At 33.1% G+C, this 17,516-nt stretch carries 14 protein-coding genes and 1 pseudogene; 12 read left to right on the top strand and 3 right to left on the bottom strand.

Features of this window, described 5'->3' with window-relative positions; all coding sequences use genetic code 11:
* The first annotated feature begins 117 nt into the window (after positions 1–117).
* Together KUV80_RS10580 and KUV80_RS10575 are read left to right on the top strand one after the other, a co-directional pair.
* Entirely contained in the window at positions 118–1,134 is a 1,017-nt protein-coding gene (locus KUV80_RS10580; RefSeq protein ID WP_246625189.1) for a processed acidic surface protein, read from the top strand.
* 1 nt (position 1,135) lies between these two features.
* A complete protein-coding gene (locus tag KUV80_RS10575; RefSeq protein ID WP_222462673.1) occupies positions 1,136–1,783 on the top strand; it encodes a class D sortase in 648 nt (215 codons plus the stop codon).
* A 151-nt stretch (positions 1,784–1,934) separates the two neighbouring features.
* On the opposite strand, the gene KUV80_RS10570 is transcribed toward KUV80_RS10575, so the two are convergent.
* Entirely contained in the window at positions 1,935–2,882 is a 948-nt protein-coding gene (locus KUV80_RS10570; protein WP_222462672.1) for an LCP family protein, read from the bottom strand.
* Between the two features lie 344 nt (positions 2,883–3,226).
* Here KUV80_RS10570 and galU point away from each other — a divergent pair.
* From galU to KUV80_RS10525, 9 genes and pseudogenes are all read left to right on the top strand, one after another.
* Positions 3,227–4,103, top strand: a pseudogene (gene galU / locus KUV80_RS10565) (UTP--glucose-1-phosphate uridylyltransferase GalU).
* Positions 4,104–4,158: 55 nt separating this feature from the next.
* Positions 4,159–4,782 (top strand): sugar transferase, encoded by a 624-nt coding sequence (locus tag KUV80_RS10560; protein WP_222463143.1) that lies wholly within the window; start codon positions 4,159–4,161, stop codon positions 4,780–4,782.
* Between the two features lie 272 nt (positions 4,783–5,054).
* The gene (locus tag KUV80_RS18610) at positions 5,055–7,346 is read left to right on the top strand and encodes a glycosyltransferase (protein WP_246625158.1); all 2,292 of its coding nucleotides are present in this window, start codon (positions 5,055–5,057) and stop codon (positions 7,344–7,346) included.
* The gene (pssD, locus tag KUV80_RS10550; protein ID WP_222462671.1) at positions 7,339–7,818 is read left to right on the top strand and encodes a PssD/Cps14F family polysaccharide biosynthesis glycosyltransferase; all 480 of its coding nucleotides are present in this window, start codon (positions 7,339–7,341) and stop codon (positions 7,816–7,818) included. Before KUV80_RS18610 ends, pssD begins: the two co-directional genes overlap by 8 nt.
* Entirely contained in the window at positions 7,815–8,312 is a 498-nt protein-coding gene (gene pssE, locus KUV80_RS10545) for a PssE/Cps14G family polysaccharide biosynthesis glycosyltransferase (protein ID WP_222462670.1), read from the top strand. The genes pssD and pssE overlap by 4 nt, the downstream gene beginning before the upstream one ends.
* Before the next feature lies 1 nt (position 8,313).
* The gene (gene murJ, locus KUV80_RS10540; protein WP_222462669.1) at positions 8,314–9,849 is read left to right on the top strand and encodes a murein biosynthesis integral membrane protein MurJ; all 1,536 of its coding nucleotides are present in this window, start codon (positions 8,314–8,316) and stop codon (positions 9,847–9,849) included.
* A 2-nt stretch (positions 9,850–9,851) separates the two neighbouring features.
* Positions 9,852–11,090, top strand: a complete 1,239-nt coding sequence (locus KUV80_RS10535; protein ID WP_222462668.1) for a polysaccharide pyruvyl transferase family protein — start codon at positions 9,852–9,854, stop codon at positions 11,088–11,090.
* 6 nt (positions 11,091–11,096) lie between these two features.
* Positions 11,097–11,681: a serine acetyltransferase gene (locus tag KUV80_RS10530; RefSeq protein WP_246625157.1), complete on the top strand. Its 585-nt coding sequence runs from the start codon at positions 11,097–11,099 to the stop codon at positions 11,679–11,681.
* A gap of 13 nt (positions 11,682–11,694) precedes the next feature.
* Positions 11,695–13,020 (top strand): UDP-glucose dehydrogenase family protein, encoded by a 1,326-nt coding sequence (locus KUV80_RS10525; protein WP_222462667.1) that lies wholly within the window; start codon positions 11,695–11,697, stop codon positions 13,018–13,020.
* Between the two features lie 34 nt (positions 13,021–13,054).
* On the opposite strand, the gene KUV80_RS10520 is transcribed toward KUV80_RS10525, so the two are convergent.
* Positions 13,055–13,486, bottom strand: coding sequence for a hypothetical protein (locus KUV80_RS10520; RefSeq protein ID WP_222462666.1), 432 nt, complete (start codon positions 13,484–13,486; stop codon positions 13,055–13,057).
* A gap of 242 nt (positions 13,487–13,728) precedes the next feature.
* Here KUV80_RS10520 and KUV80_RS10515 point away from each other — a divergent pair, with 242 nt between their 5' ends.
* Complete coding sequence (locus KUV80_RS10515) at positions 13,729–15,906, top strand: N,N-dimethylformamidase beta subunit family domain-containing protein (protein ID WP_222462665.1); 2,178 nt, start codon at positions 13,729–13,731, stop codon at positions 15,904–15,906.
* 43 nt (positions 15,907–15,949) lie between these two features.
* Here KUV80_RS10515 and KUV80_RS10510 read toward each other — a convergent pair whose 3' ends face one another.
* Positions 15,950–17,425, bottom strand: a complete 1,476-nt coding sequence (locus tag KUV80_RS10510) for a cell wall-binding repeat-containing protein (protein WP_246625156.1) — start codon at positions 17,423–17,425, stop codon at positions 15,950–15,952.
* Positions 17,426–17,516 lie beyond the last annotated feature (91 nt).

Below are 17,516 nucleotides of genomic sequence, written 5' to 3'. Positions count from 1 at the left end.
TTAGGTGCATTTTCTTATTCTTATTTTTTTGGAAATGGAAAATTTATCTATACAAAATACTTCCTATAAAATATGATTGTGTTATTGCATTTATATATAAAGGTGGGTTTTTAAGTGATGAAAAGATTTTTTGCTTTGTTAACTATTTTTACTCTAGTGCTATCCTTGTTTCCAAACGTATCATTTGCTGCAGTTAGTGAACAAGAACTGACAGATTATCTTTCATACGTAAGTGAAGAGCGTGGAATGGAAGTCACAAAAGAAAATCTTGAAGATTATGTGATGGAATATTATGGGGAAGAGCTTGCTTATTTTGAAAATTTAAGTGATTTGAAAGAATCATTAGGACCTGCCATTAAAGCGAATTACAGCAACTTAGACACAATCTATAATGATTATGGTTTAGATCGTTCCTCTTTAATTGTACTACTTGAAGAAAATGGTGAAACACTAGATAATTACATATTTGTCGAAGATTTGTATTTTGATGTAAGTTTCTTCTTAGAACCAGAGGTAGATTTTGAGATTGATGAAATGTTTACAGAACTGGATCTGACAGAAGCAGAAGTGGAAGCTCTTTTTAATCACATGTTATCATTGGAAGAGAAATTAACCGATCCAGTAATGGAAGAGCGTTTAATGGAATTAGCTAATAGAATGATTGCTTTTGAAGATTTTGAAAGTGTAGATGAATTAACAGAAGAACAAATCAATGAATTTTTAGCTATCTCCCAAAAATTGATGAACATTCTTGAGTTGCAACCTAAGTTTTATTTAACAAATGGAAAGGATACAAAATCACTTTCACTAAGAGAACTATTATTTTTAAAAGAGATGAATAAAGGCTATAAGCTTTTAATTAAATTGTATGATTTAAAAGGAAACCTTATTTTGGATATGAAATTAACACCAGAAATGATAGGGGCCACAATTATACAAGAAACAGGTAAAGATATTAAAGAGGTTCCTAAAGTAATAGATAAAATAGAGAAAATTAAGAGTGCACCAAAACACAAAACCGTTAAAGGAGCAAAACTTCCTAAAACGGCATCTGATTATGGAACTAACGCATTGGCAGGCTTATCATTTGTACTAATAGGTTTTTTCATGTTTAGACGGTTATACGTTCAGTAGCATGAAGATAAAGAGATTTATTTTATTATTTATAGCAATATGTTTTATACTTGTAGGCTTTTGGTTCTCTACAACCAATGGTTATAAGTTTGCAAAAGGATACTTAATTTACAAAGTTGGACAAATAAATAAAAATGAAAAAGTTTATTCAGAACCTGTTTCAAAAGGTACAACAGAAATTAATGAAAGCAGCAATGAACTTTATAAGATTCGTCCAAATGTCGGGGAAAAAATGGGTGAACTGTTTATCCCGAAGCTAAATGCTAAACTTCCCATTTATCATGGGACAGATGAAGATGAACTTGAAAAAGGGGTAGGACACTTTGCAGGTAGTGTCTTACCAGGAGAAAAGGATAATTCCGTTTTATCTGGACATCGAGATACGGTATTCCGAAAGCTTGGGGAAGTAAAAAAAGGTGATTTACTCGTGGTTTCGACAATAGCTGGAGAATTTACCTATAAAGTGAAACAGGTTAGAATTGTAGACAAAGACGATCGGACTGTAATTGTCCCAAAACCCCGTCCGATATTAACAGTCAGCACATGCTACCCTTTTAATTTTCTTGGATCAGCCCCAGAGAGATATGTATTAGTAGCATTTTTAGTAGATAAAGAAGAACGTTCTTTGAAAAAAGATTTTTACAGTTGATAAGAGGTTAAACCCTAAAAGTGGTTGTTCCATTATTTTGTAATTGTGGCAGGCGAGCATGTAATATTGTACCACTGCCATACTAATGATATTTACAAATAAAAACCCGCTAAAATGTCAGCGGGTTTTTATTTAAATTAAATAAATCATTTTACAAATCTAAATGTTCTTTTAATGTTGTAGTTATTCTAGCCTTTTCTTCAGGAGGTACTACATAGAAATAGATTCCATTAATTTTTTGTCCAGATCCTTTTATTTCAAAGGAATTAGATGTTTTTCTAGCCCCACTATAGTTCTTTTGAATATCTTTCATTTCACTAAATGTCATGTTCGTTTTTACATGTTTCCCTAAAACATTTAAAACGTCATTAAATTTTGTTAGTGAAGAAGCACGTGCACCTTTATCAATTATTGCATTTATAACTTGTCTTTGTCTTTCTTGTCTGCCAAAATCTCCTCGTTTATCTTGATATCTCATCCTTACATAGCCAAGTGATTGAGGTCCGTTAAGTGTAATTTCTCCTTTTTTATAGTGGTATCCTTTTTTATAATATCTATCATCGTACCAGTCGTTTTTATTATTTACAGTTATTCCTCCGACTGCATCCACAATTTCACTTAAAGCTTCCATATTTACTTTAATGTAGTAATCCAATGGAACATCAAGAAAATTTTCAACCGTTTCTACAGTCATTTTTGAACCGCCGAAAGCATAGGAATGATTGATTTTATCCTGTGTACCTTTACCGACCATCAGAGTTCTTGTATCCCGCGGAATATTAAACATGAACATAGATTGCTTATTAGGGTTAAGGGTAATCACTACTAAGCTGTCAGATCTCCCTTTATCGTTTTCCCTTTCATCTACACCCATTAATAAGATTGATATTGGTTTTTTACTAGCGATTTTTTCCTTTTGGTTCCCTTTACCTTTCCAACCATTTTCCTCATGCATTTCACCTGCCGTACTCTTAATCTGGCTGTATAGGTTATAACCAAAAGCAAGTGAAGCAATCAATAGAACAAAAACAACTGACATTAGTATCAGTAGTACTTTATGACGCTTTTTTTTTCTATTATTAGCTCTGGATGTGCTCATTTTTTTCCTCTTTCCAAATTAAATTTCTTCGCTCTTCATTATAGCTTTTTCATAATTCCTCTTCAATGTTACTTTTGTATTCTATCAATCAATTACTTGTATATTGGCAAATTTATGTCAAAATGGCATTTCAACTACAAGATGTCAATAGTTTGTGATAAACTAAAAATTGCATTTGGAAAAAAACTAGCAAAATTCGGCTTAATACAAGAAAAAAGCTTAATATTTGACAAATAAGTTGTGTGTTTTTGTAAAAAAATGTGTTATTATTACATTCATTGGTCATTTTTGTAATGTTTTTGTTATATTAATATATGTTGATGTACTAAAAATGGGGGATTAGATTGAAGGTAAAAAAAGCAATTATTCCTGCCGCTGGACTGGGTACACGTTTTCTGCCAGCAACGAAGGCGATGCCTAAGGAAATGCTTCCAATAGTTGATAAACCAACCATACAATACATAGTAGAGGAAGCTATTGCTTCAGGTATTGAAGATATATTGATTGTTACTGGTAAAGGGATCTATTGAAGATCACTTTAATTATGCTATCGAGCTCGAACAAAACCTATTTGAAAAAGGTAAGTTAGAGTTATTAGAGGAAGTTCAGCACTTATCTAAAATGATTGATATACATTATATTCGCCAGAAAGAGCCAAAAGGATTGGGGCATGCAGTTTGGTGTGCAAGAAAATTTATAGGGAATGAGCCATTTGCCGTATTATTAGGTGATGATATTATTCAATCTCAGCAGCCTTGTTTAAAACAATTGATGGATCAATATGAAAAAACAGGATCATCTGTAATAGGTGTACAAACAGTGCCAGAGAATGAAGTATCTAGATATGGTATCATACATCCAGGAAGTAATAATGGAAGATTATACAGCGTAGAAAATCTGGTAGAAAAGCCTGCTAAAGAGGATGCACCTTCTAACCTGGCTATTATAGGCAGGTATATTCTTACCCCTGAAATATTTACGCATCTTGAAAAGCAATACATTGGTGCTGGTGGAGAAATACAGTTAACAGACGCACTACAATTGGTTAATAAACTTGAAAACATATATGCTTATGAATTTGAAGGAAACCGATTTGACGTGGGTGAAAAATTAGGATTCATAGTAACAACTCTAGAATTTGCTCTGCAAAACAATTCAATTAAACATGATTTATTGACGTATTTAGAATTCATTATTAAAAACAAGAAGGCAACAGTTTAAGGGAGGTATACCATTGATTCCTTCTTCATTACAAGTTTCAAAAGCTTCACAAGAAATGCAACTTGAAAATAATGTGATTTACAGTGGTTTCAAGAGATTAATAGATATTTTTGTGAGTTTGTTAGCGATTTTAATAGCAAGTCCTTTGTTAATAATTGTTGCAGCAATTATTAAATGGGAAGAACCAAAGGGAAAAATTATCTTTAAACAACTTAGAGTAGGTAAGAACGGAAAACAATTTTACATGTATAAATTTAGATCCATGGTGAGTAACGCAGAAGAACTTCTTGACCATCTATTAGATCACAATGAAGTCTCAGGGGCCATGTTTAAAATGAAGGATGACCCTCGTGTAACAAAATTTGGTAAGTTTATACGAAAAACAAGCATTGATGAGTTGCCGCAGCTATATAATGTACTTTGTGGAGATATGAGTCTTGTTGGACCACGTCCCCCTCTACCGAGAGAAGTAGACCAATATGGTTCTTATGAGCTCCAAAGGTTATTAGTTACACCAGGCTGTACGGGATTATGGCAGATCAGTGGCAGAAGTAATCTAAGTTTTGATCAAATGGTAGAGCTAGATCTTCAATATATTAAGCACCGTTCTATTCGAATGGATATTAAAATTTTGTTTAAGACATTTTTTGTTTTGTTTGGCTCAAAAGATGCTTTTTAATTCTTGAGAGGATTGGGCGAATAATGATAAAGTTTTTCTCAAATAAAAAAATATATTTCTCAATTTTCTTTTTGTCCCTTATTTTGGGGACATTTTTTCTGGGTACTATTTTTACATTACTAACAGCAACGTTATTTTTATATATTTATCTCTTTGCTAAATTTAATGAATGGGGCCAATTTAAAAAACTGTTGCCAACTTTTTTTATTTTGTTGCTATTTCAAGATACTATAGTAAAAAACGTCCAGTTCTTTTCTCTTTTAGAAAAAGGAATGAATAATCTTGACGAGTTTTTTGTTTTATTTGGTTTTTCAGTTGTACTTTATCATCGTTGGAAAGAACGAAACTTCCGAATTGAAAGGATTTATTATTATTTATTAGCAGTTTTTATTATTGGTCTAGTATCAAGTATTATTCATAAAGTCCCTCTACCTATCATGGCTGAAGGAGCTTTCTTAATGTTTAAAGGGTTTGTAGTTTTTGCAATCTTTCAGCATATTCCTTTTTCGCTTCATGATTTATCGAGATATATAAAAGGTTTAATAGGCATTGGAGTTATTGTTTTGATTTTTGCTTTAGTAGATCTCTTTTTGCACAAAGATTTCAGGACTCTAATCCATACAAATGGTAAATTTGATTATCGGTCAGGTCTCATAAGCATACAATCTCTATTTATTCATCCAGGACAATATGGATGGTTCATGGCAATGATATCATTCTATTTCCTTGCTTTTTTTACAGTTTCTCCTTCAAAAAGAAAAGGGATTTCAGCTATTCTCTTTATGATAACAGCCTTTTTATCCTTACGTTTTAAAGTGCTTTTAAGTATTTTCTTTAATGGACTAATTATCGCCTTGAAAATATTAAAAACGAGTTATCAAAATAAAAAGCTTTTACTTATTTCAGCCGTTATTTTACTAATTGTAGGGATACTCGGAGGAGAAGAAATCTATCAACTAACAATATTAACAATTCAAAGGTATATTGAAACACCTTACACGGAATCAGCAAGAAAAGCTCTGTATATATTTGGGTTTATTATTGCGCTGGATTTCTTTCCATTTGGAGCTGGTTTTGGAAGATATGGCGGCTGGGTTGCAAGAGAGAACTATAGTCCTCTATACCATGAGTATCATTTAGACCGAATTTATGGCCTTTATCCAGTTGACCCAAAATGGGCAACAGATACTTATTGGCCTTTCATTATGGGTGAAATAGGAATTATTGGTGCGTTAATATGGCTAATTATTTTTGTATGGATTGGGTTGAAGATATTTAAATCGTATCAATTAAGCAAGAATAATTTTAAAAAGGGATATTTGTTATTTTCCCTGCTTGTGCTCATTCAAAGCTTAATTGAATCTTCTGGAGAACAGGTTTTTAATAGTTCTCCTCAATATGTATTGATTTTTGCAATACTTGGGAGTGCATTTGCATTGACTCTTAAAAAAGAAGAAAAAGAGGTGAGCAACATGAAAAAGAAAGTAATGGTGATTGGTTCTTCGTTAGAGGATAAAGGTGGAATTGTTACTGTTATGAAGAATATTAATCATTCGTTCATTGCTGATAAATATGAAATGAGGCATGTAGAGACTTACATTACAGGAAGCACTCTTAAACGATTGTTTTATTTTCTAAAAGGATTCATCCACTTCCTTTTTGGGCTTATCACTTTTCAGCCAGATATTATTCATATACACATGTCTTACAAAGGCAGCTTTTATAGAAAGTCTTTATTTGTCTTGTTAGGTAAAGTTGTTTTCGGAATTCCAACGGTAGTACATGTTCATGGATCAAGTTTTAAGGATTTTTATTCTTCACTCTCAACAGGAAGGAAGAAATATTGCCATTTCATCCTTAACAAAATAGACAGGCTTATTGTTTTATCCGAAGAGTGGAAAAAATATTTTGCAAATATTGTTGATTCAGAAAGAATATTAGTGCTCTATAACGGAGTTCACACTGTTCAACACTTGACTGATGATCGGAATAACGATCCCTTTATAGTTCTTTTCTTAGGGAGATTAGGAAAGAGAAAAGGTACGTATGATTTACTAGATGCAATAAAAATATTAAAAGAAAAAGAAGTTCCATTTAAATTCTGGCTTGCAGGTGACGGCGAGATTGATGAAATAAAAGACATTGTAAAAAAGGAAAAGCTTGAAGGTTATGTTGAGATCTTAGGCTGGATAAATGGATCTCAAAAGACAGATCTTTTGCAAAAATCAGATGTACTGGTTCTTCCTTCATATAATGAGGGGTTGCCAATGGCAATTTTAGAGGCAATGGATTATGGAATGGCAGTCATTAGTACACCTGTTGGAGGTATTCCGGAAGTTATAAAAGAAGGTGTGAATGGTTACTTGGTAGATCCAGGCGATGTTAAGGGACTGGCTGAGAAATTTGTAACCTTGGCAAATAATCCATCCTTGTTAAGAAGCATGGGTGAAATAAATCAGTTGAAAGTGAAAGAAGAGTTTGATTTAACAATCATCTTAAAGGATTTGGATCTTCTTTATGAAGAGTTAATAACAAAAACAGAATTAGGTGAACAAATTGGATAATGATAGAAAACTAAAAGTTTGTTTGATTAGTTCATCCGGTGGGCATTTAGCACAGCTCAAACAGCTTTTGCCGCTTGTTTCTAGTAAATATAATTATTTTCTTGTAACAGAAAAAAACGAGACAAGTCTTTCTTTACAAAAAAATCACCCTACTATGTTTTTAAAGCAACAAGAACGAAAGAATATCTCTTTTGTAAAAAACTTTACGATTAACCTTTTTAAATCGGTTTGGATTCTGCTTAAACAGAAACCTGATGTTATCATATCAACTGGAGCAGGTGCTGTTCTCCCGCTTTGTGTATTAGGTGCTTTGTTTGGCAAAAAAGTAGTGTTCCTAGAAAGCTTTGCAAAAATTACAAGCCCAACGATTACAGGAAGAATAATCTATAAGTTTGCAGATCGGTTTTACGTCCAGTGGGAAGAAATGAACGAAATCTACCCAAAAGCAACCTACAAGGGGGCGATCTATTGATATTTGTTACTGTAGGTACTCAAAAATTTCAGTTCGATAGATTATTTAAAGAACTGGATCGTCTTGTTGAAAAAGGAATTATTAAAGACGAGATAATAGCTCAGGCTGGTTTTACAAACTATAAACCAATTCACTTTAAGACAGTTGGTTTAGTCAGCGCAGAAAAAATGGACGAATGGATTGCTAACAGCCGATTTGTCCTTTCACATGCCGGAACTAGTTCAATTATTAAGTCATTAGCAATGGATAAAAAAGTGGTTGTAGTTCCCAGATTGATGAAATATGAGGAGCATGTAGATAATCATCAATTAGAGATCGCGGAAGTTTTTGAAAAAAAGAATTTAATCTCAGTAGTTCATGACATAGAAAACCTGGAAGAAATCATTACAAACATTGAGAAAGAAAAATTCTCGACGTATCATTTTGACAATTCAAAACTAATAAATGATATTGATGATTATCTAGGTAAATTACAGGATCAATTAAAGAGGTAATATGGGAGTTAACTTATTTAAAGCAGGAGCCATTGTTTTTGTTGTTGCTACATTTAGCAAGATATTAGGTTTTTTACGTGAAACTTTCGTTGCTTATCATTTTGGAACTTCCCATGAATCAGATGCTTATTATTTAGCTCTAACGCCTTCAACACTTGCGATTACCTTCTCATTATCATTGAGTAGTGTTTTTTTACCATTATTCATTAAGTATTTAAAGAAAAAAGAGGAAGCCTATCATTTTGCAAATAAAATTTTATTAATTTCTTTAATAACTTCATTTATATTATATGGAGTTGTACTTGTTTTTAGCGAAGAAGCAATCGCGCTTATAGCACCAGGATTAACTTATGAAACAGAAAAATTATCAATATACTTACTCCAAATTTTATTTCCATTAACTTTTATTGTTTTAGCTATACAAATGTATACAGTAATGTTAAATAGTTTTGATAGTTTTTTTATTCCAGCAATAAGTATCTTACCAAATAACATAGTAATTTTAATTTATTTAACTTTTTTTGTAGATATATTTGGTGTTTCGGGACTTGCATTTGTAACCCTTGTAGCGTTTATTATTCAGTTAATAATTTTAGTATTTACTATTATGAAATATGATTACACATTCCAAACATCAAGTTTTATTTTGGATAAAAGGATTAAAGATTTTTCGATTTTACTTTTACCCATTTTGTTAAGTACAGCATTTAGCCAATTAAATGCAATTGTTGACCGTGCCCTAGCATCTACTCAATCTGAGGGTAGTATTGCAGCATTGATGTATTCATATCGGTTAAAGACTTTGATAGCAGGAATTTTTATTACTGCAGTAATTACAGTTACTTTTCCGAAACTCTCTCGTATTAAAAATAAAACAAAAGAACTTGTAGAACTAACGCAAAATAGTTTGTTAAGTATTTTAGTATTAATAGGTCCTTTATCTGTTTTTTTTATTATTTTTCACACTGAAATAATACGAGTTTTATTTGAACGTGGAGCGTTTGATCAACAAGCGACTTTAGTAACGAGCAATGTTTTTTTATATTACTCAATAGGTTTAGTTTTTATGGGATATCGTGAAATTCTATCAAGAAATTTTTTTGCTGCAGGAGACACAAAAACTCCTACTAAACTAATGATAATATCATTAATAATTACAATGATAATGAGTGTTGTTTTTGTTCGTATAATGGGAATTCCAGGTTTAGGATTATCCTCTTCTTTAGGATTAATTATTAATGCTACTATGATTTCTTTCAGTGTTAACCAAGTTACTAAAGGGATTTGGTCGAAAGCTTTTTTTGAAAGTTCATTTAAGATTATTATCTCTATTTTGTGTTCAGGAATTATATTATGGTTTTGTAATGAAACGATAGAGGATGTAAAAAATTCTTCTATAATTACTCAAATAACTTTATTAGTTGGATTATTCTTGATTCAATGTATATCTTTTTTATTTTTCATGTATATTTTAAAGATAAAAATTGTCTTAGATAATATTAATTCAATTAAAAGAAAGTTCGTAAAGGAACGATAATTATGAAAAACATTCTAATTGTAAATGCACATTCATCAAGAAACAAGGGTGATGCGGGGATTTTATTGTCTATGATTGATTCAATAAAAAAGTATAATCCTGATTGTAATATTAAAATTCTTAGCCGTTTCCCTGAAGTAGATCAATTAGCATATGATGTACCGGTAGGATCCTGTGTATATAATATATCTATTGATCCAAAGACATCAAAATGGTCAAAGTTACTATCTGCAATAAAACTTATAAAAATATTAAAGACTAAAAGTAAGAGTAGTAACATAACAAAAGATTATGAATGGGCTGATGTGGTTGTGAGCTGTGGAGGAGGCTTTCTTCTATCGCATGGATTTAGTGCTGCTTTGCTTCAGCATTTAGTTCAATTAAAAATTGCCATAGATTTTAAAAAACCTTTAGTTATTTATTCTCAATCCATAGGTCCATTTTATAATAAATACATGAAAATTTTAGCGAAAAAGGTACTAGATCACGTTAGTAAAATCTTTATTCGTGAAAAGATAACGTATCAATGGCTAGAAAAAATTAGTTTAAATAATGAATCTGTCACATTAGTTCCTGACTCTGCTTTTTGTATGGAGATGGAAGAAAGTGAATTGGCAGATAAAGTAATTGATGAAGTTAAAAATCAACATACGGGACCTTTATTCGGTTTTACAGTACGCGATTGGAATTTTCCAGAAGTAGAGGATAAAACCTTTTACCGAAATAAATACATTGAAAGTATTCGAAGGGGTATAGAGTATATAGAAAAAGAATTAGATGGAAAAGTTTTGTTAATGCCTCAAGTTTTAGGACCCAACCCTTTTAATGATGACCGAATTATTAGCCGTGAAATATTAAATCATCCTACTATAAAAAATGCAGAGTTGTTGGACTATGATTTTAAGCCAAGAGAATTAAAATATCTATATTCTAAAATGGATATGTTTGTGGGTACAAGAATGCATTCAAATATTTTTAGCTTATCAAACTTTGTTCCAACGGTTGCTATTAATTATGAACATAAAACAAGGGGTATTATGGAATCTTTAAATTTAAACGATTTTGTAATAGATATTAATGAAATTACTCCTGAGAATTTGAAAATTAAAATAGAAAACTGTTGGAAAACTAAGGAAATTGTTAAGCGGAATCTTTTAGAAACAATTCCTGAAGTTAAAAGACAGGCTGAACAGCCTGCAATTTATATATCTTCATTAAATAAGTTACAAAAAATGGGGTAGATGAAAATGCATTTGTCTAAGGACCTTGAAAGATATTATACGGTTGGTAATTGTGATACTTTAATAAAAAAAATGAAAATGATTATGATAAGTGAAACATTCTGGTATCTTGTATTTTTTAGAATTGGGAGCTTTTTTAAAAATGAATTTAGAATACCAGTAATAAAACAAATCTTATATATATTGTTTTGGGTAATCCACAAAATTTTATCCATAATTATTGGAATTCAAATACCTTTAGGTACTAAAATTAATCAAGGTCTTTATTTACCACATTACGGACTTATTGTTGTACATCAAAAAGCAAAAATAGGAATGCATTGTAACATCGGACAAGGAGTAACAATTGGAATTGCTGGTAGAAAAGAAAAAAAAGGTGTTCCTGAAATAGGTAACTATGTATATATAGCACCAGGAGCTAAAATTATCGGTAAAATAAAAATTGGAAATAATGTAATGATTGGTGCAAATGCAGTGGTTACAAAAGATGTTCCAGATAATTCAGTAGTAGCTGGAATTCCGGCAAGAATTATTAGTAATAAAGGTTGGGATGTTAATGGTAATCCTTACCAGAATGTAAAAGAAGACTAGAAAGGAGATACTAATGAAAATCACTGTAATTGGGACAGGTTATGTTGGTTTAGTGTCAGGTGTGTGTTTTTCAGATCTAGGAAATGAAGTCATATGTTTGGATAAAGCTCAAAACAAAATAGATATGCTAAATAATGGGGAAGTTCCTATTTATGAACCCGGTTTAAAAGAGTTAATCGAAAAGAATGTTAATTTAAATCGATTATCTTTTAGCACAGATATTCCAAACGGAATTAAGAATGCAGAAGTGATTATTATTGCGGTAGGTACTCCACCACTTCCAAGCGGAGAAGCAAATCTTGCTTTTATTGAACAAGTAGCACGCGATATTGCAAGTTCGATTAATGGCTATAAGATAATTATGACTAAGAGTACTGTTCCTGTAGGTACAAATGAACGAATTGCTGAGATTCTTTCAGCCGGAACAGATACAGAGTTTGACGTAGTCTCAGTTCCAGAATTTTTGAGAGAAGGATCAGCCGTTCTGGACACTTTTAATCCTGACCGAATCATTATTGGAGCAAAAAAACAAAAAGCTGCTGAAATGATTGCTAAATTACATGAGCCGCTTACAAAAAATATTATTACTACGGATATTAGAAGTGCTGAAATGATAAAATATGCATCAAACGCATTCTTAGCGACTAAAATTTCGTTTATCAATGAAATCGCTAATATATGTGATAAAGTAGGCGCTGATGTTGTTAAAGTTGCTGAAGGTATGGGTTATGATAAGCGAATTGGACAAGCCTTCTTAAATGCAGGGATTGGTTATGGGGGTTCTTGTTTCCCGAAAGATACGGATGCTTTAATTCAAATTGCAGGGAATGCAGAATATGACTTTAAATTGTTAAAAGCAGTCGTTGAGGTAAACAAGAAACAAAGATTAAATGTTATTGAGAAATTAGAACATTCACTTGGAAACCTAAAAGGCAAGACAATTGGTATTTGGGGATTGGCATTTAAACCAAACACTGATGACATTCGTGATGCTCCCGCAATAGAAATTATCGGTGATCTTATTAAAGCTGGTGCTAACGTAAGAGCGTATGATCCAATAGCTCAAATAAATTTTCAGCATGAAATGAAAAACTACAATGACATCATTGTTTATTGTGAAGATGCCTTAGAAACTGCTGAAGGGTGTCATGCTGTATGCTTACTGACTGAATGGAAAGAGTTTACACAAATTAACTTAAATGAAGTAGAAAAAGTCATGAAACTGCCAGTATTAGTAGATGGAAGAAATAGCTATTCGGATGCACAGGTAGAGGGTACGAACTTCGTCTATCATTGCATTGGGCGTCCTAATTTTCAAAAACAAAAACAACTAATATAAAAAAACATTCGGGATTTTATGCCCGAATGTTTTTTTAGTAATCAGCCCTTGAAGAACGTTCTGAACGCTCCTTTTTTGGGCGGTTTATTAGTTTCAATAAAAAGTAAATAACCGTTTTAATTAAAAGAAACACAGCAAAGAAAGCTAGAAACCCATACAGACCTATTATAGCGTCACTAAATTCCATCCTTCCTCTGCCAGTAATCTTCTGCTGAATTTCAATAGCGAATACAATTACGAGCATTACCGTAAAAGTATATAAAAATGAGATGACAGTAATGCTGAATTTTGAAAGCCATTTGAAAAACAGATGTGTAAACAGAAAAAAAGTTATACCAATAACACCAATGATCCAAAAATGAAGATCTTTATCAGTAAGGTTTATACCTAAATTCATGAATAAATCTTCTATTATATCGTGTACATTATTGACTAATTCTGCAAGTAATTTGATAAAGCTGCCCATATGACCACCCTTGTTTGTTATATGTATAATTTAGATTTAAATCTAATAAATGTCAATTCAAATATCAAATACATATTAATCAATTCATGGTATTAGAGTACCTTTTTCACAATATTCTTTAAATGTTAATAAATTACATTTTTACGCTTTTTCCAAAGGATTCCAATTTAAAGTGTCGAATATAATTTTTGAAAAGAAAAGTGTATAAAAAAACTTAATTAACATGGTAGAGAGGAATGTTGATGAAAAAACTCTTTTTTTGCACGTGTTTTTTTATAAGTTTATTCATACTTGCTGTAATTAAAAATTACGCCATCGCTTCAGGACCAGTAGAAAGATTAGATGGAAAAGACCGATTTGAAGTAGCTGTAAATGTATCCTTAAAGGGATGGAAAGAAGGAGCAGATACTGTTATTGTATCTAACTATAATACGTTTGCAGATGCGCTATCTGCTTCACCTCTTGCTTTTAAAGAAAATGCTCCTATTCTGTTAACGCAAAGCCATGTATTAACCGCTATAACAAAAAATGAAATTGAAAGACTTAATCCCGAAAAAGTAATAATTGTTGGGGGGACTGCTAGTGTTTCTGATAAAGTTCTAGGAGAGATAAAGAAGCTTGCTCCTAATGTAGAGCGAGTGGGAGGTAAAGACCGTTTTGAAGTATCATTTCATATTGCCAAACGACTAGGAAACAGCACCAAAGCAATTATTGTTAATGGTTACAAATTTCCAGATGCACTTACAATTGCTCCATATGCTGCTAAAGAGGGTATACCCATCTTGCTTACATTAGAAGATAAGATTCCTGAAAGTACCCAACTGGGATTAAAAGAAGCAGAGAATACTCTGGTTGTTGGGGGTGAAGGAAGTGTAGGTCCTTTAGTCTATAACCAACTTCAAGGTAGACAAAGAATAGGTGGTAAAGATCGTTTTGAAGTGGCTGCTAATATTATTCGTACACTAAACATGAATTCTGACCGTAGTTACATCTCTACGGGTTTAACGTTTGCTGATGCATTAACGGGTTCTGTTCTCGCGGCAAAAAACGATGTACCCATGTTGTTAACAAGGCCTGATACACTTCCAGAGAGTACGAGAGAGATAATAATAGAAAAAAACATTCAAAGTTTCACAGTCTTAGGAGGCGTGGCTTCAGTTCAGGAGGGAGTTGCTTCTCTTTTAAGACCTGTAAAGAACAATCATGATATAGAAGGCTACAGTAATAAAATTAGCTACTTCCCAGGAGAAACGATACAGCTTAAGGTGCATGCACCGAATAATCGTTTTTCTCTTAGCTTTATAAGACATGGAAAAGAAGCAAAAACGTATTTAAAAACTGAAGTAACAGATGCTAGCTCCCAGAATTATTTTCTAGATTCCTACCGGGAGGGTGCATTTTGGAAAACAAGCTATGCTTATAAAGTACCCACGGATTGGCCGACTGGCATGTACTCAGCAAAATTAACTGATGGTACTAGTGAATTTCATATAACCTTTGTTATTAAAAAAAGGAATCCAGTAGGTGATGACATTGCTGTATTAGCTTCGACTAATACGTGGGAAGCTTACAATAGCTGGGGAGGTAAGAGTTTATATAGTTACAGCTATGTGAATGGTGCAAGAAACTATAATGAAGTTGTAAGTTCCAACAGACCTAACCCAGAAGCTATTCCTACTGGTAATGAAGGACATTTAGCGAATGGGGAGCGTCATATTCTTTCATGGCTTGAAAGAAATAATCATCCGTATAGCATGATCTCTGAATTTGATCTTCATCAACATTCTTCATTATTAAACTCTTATAAGACACTAATCATCAGTACGCATAGTGAATATTGGTCTACACCAATGTATAGAGCGTTGGAAGGCTTCCTAAAACGCGGAGGAAACGTATTGTATTTATCTGGTAACGGTATCTACTGGAAGGTTGCGTTAAAAGGGAATCAAATCGAAGTGAAAAAAGACGGTGGTTATCATTCGTTCACTTCTGAAAAAGGCGGCAATCTGTATAAAATAGGTATGCCTGAAACCGCTTTAGTAGGAGTTGGATATCGCTCTACCGGCTTCTCAGATCCAGCTCCTTATAAGGTTATGAATAGCACCCACTGGATTTTTGCTAATACAGGTATTAGAAATGGGAATTTAATAGGAAAAATAGGATTGAACAAAGTGAATGGCTCAACTGGCGGTGCATCAGGCTGGGAAACAGATCAGGTTGATAAATATACTCCTAAAAATTATGTTTTGTTAGCGCGGGGAACAAATACAATAGGCAAAGGGGCGGACATGATTTACTATGATCATCCTGGTGGTGGAGGAGTATTTTCTACGGGATCTATTACGTTTGGAGGAAGCTTGGTGGTTGACACACAGTTAACAAAGATCGTAAACAACGTGCTAAAAAAGTTTGGCCACTAAGAAAAAAAGGATTTCGAGGGAAAACGACTCGAAATCCTTTTTATTATTTGGTATAGAAGTTCACAGTACCGTAATAGATAGCATCTGCGCTCTTTTGCCGATACGTCGGAGAGCCTAATTTTGAGGCATCAGAAGGGTTTGTTATGAATCCAAGTTCCACTAAGATGCTTGGTATTCTTGTTTTATCTATGACATGGAAATTAGCTTCCTTTTCTCCACGGTCGCTCGTACCTAATCGTTTCACAAGTTCTTTTTGAATTTCTTCAGCTAATCTTTTGCTTTCTGGTCCACTAAAAGTAGTATCATAATATACTTCAGAACCATGAGCAGCTGGACTCTCAGCAGCATTTGAGTGGATACTGATAAAAGAATCCGCCCCGGAGTTATTGGCTATTGTAGAGCGCGCTGTTAGTGCCAAGAATGTATCATCGCTTCTCGTCATAATGATTTTTGCTCCTGCATTTATCATTTTTGACCGAGTACGCAATCCTACATCAAGTACAATATCTTTTTCCTTAAGTCCATTTGCACTTGCACCTGCATCATGATCTCCGTGTCCTGGGTCAAGTACAATCGTTTTACCTAAGAGAGCTGTACTGTTGTTGTTTACAGAAGCAGGTCCTCCTAATATAGTAAAAGTTCTAATGGTTTTGTCTTGAATTATACTTTTTGTTTCATTTGGCAGTCTTGCTGGTATGGTCAGCAACAATGGAGCATTCTTTTTAGCTGCTAATACCGATCCAGTGAGTGCATCTGCAAAATCCAAACCAGATGATAAAAAGGCAGTCTGTGTTGTTAAGTTAAGCTGGCGTATTACATTTTCTGCTACTTCAAATCGGTTTGCCCCGCCAATTCTGATTGGGGAGGGCAATTGGTTTTTTACAGAATTACTTACACTTGCTTCTCCGCCGATAATGTATGTACTCGTAATGTTCTTATCTTTTAACGCATTCTTCGTTGCACTAGGAAGTGAATCATTACTAGAAAGTAAAATCGGATATTCATTTCTTGCAGCAAAAGGAGCGATTGCTAAGGCATCAGGAAAGTTTAAGCCGTATGCAATCACAGCCTTCCCTTTGTTTGATAATTGCATTGCAATGTTTTGAGCAACTACGAAGCGATCTTTTCCATCAATTCTTGTAACACTAAGACCCATTGATTTTAGCTCATTTTCTGCATGGTTAGAAATACTGCCTGTTCCTCCGATGATTACAGCTTCTTTCGCATTTAGTCTGTTGATCTCATTTTTCGTAATCGGGGTAATATGATTATTTTGCGTTAATAATATGGGTGCGTCCTTTTTATATGCTAAAGGTGAAGCGGATAAAGCATCAGCATATGCAAGGTAATTTGTTACGATCACCGTATTTGACCTAGACCATCCATTTTTTGAAACATTGACAGCTACTTCAAATCTATTCTTGCCGTCTATACGGGACTCAGCTGCTTCCGATTGAGGCATATAAAAAAGTAGGGAAATCCCGCCTAAAAATATCGTTAAAATCATTTTGCGTAACATGGGGTACACTCCTGTTAATTTTTTTCGACACGATTTTTAAAAAATTCACTCCCTTCACTTTTTCTTTTTCTACGATAATAGTATCGGAGCG

It is taken from the genome of Fictibacillus nanhaiensis (genome assembly GCF_019801215.1).
Lineage (GTDB): Bacteria > Bacillota > Bacilli > Bacillales > Fictibacillaceae > Fictibacillus > Fictibacillus nanhaiensis_C.
This window is presented reverse-complemented; position numbering and strand designations above follow the sequence as displayed.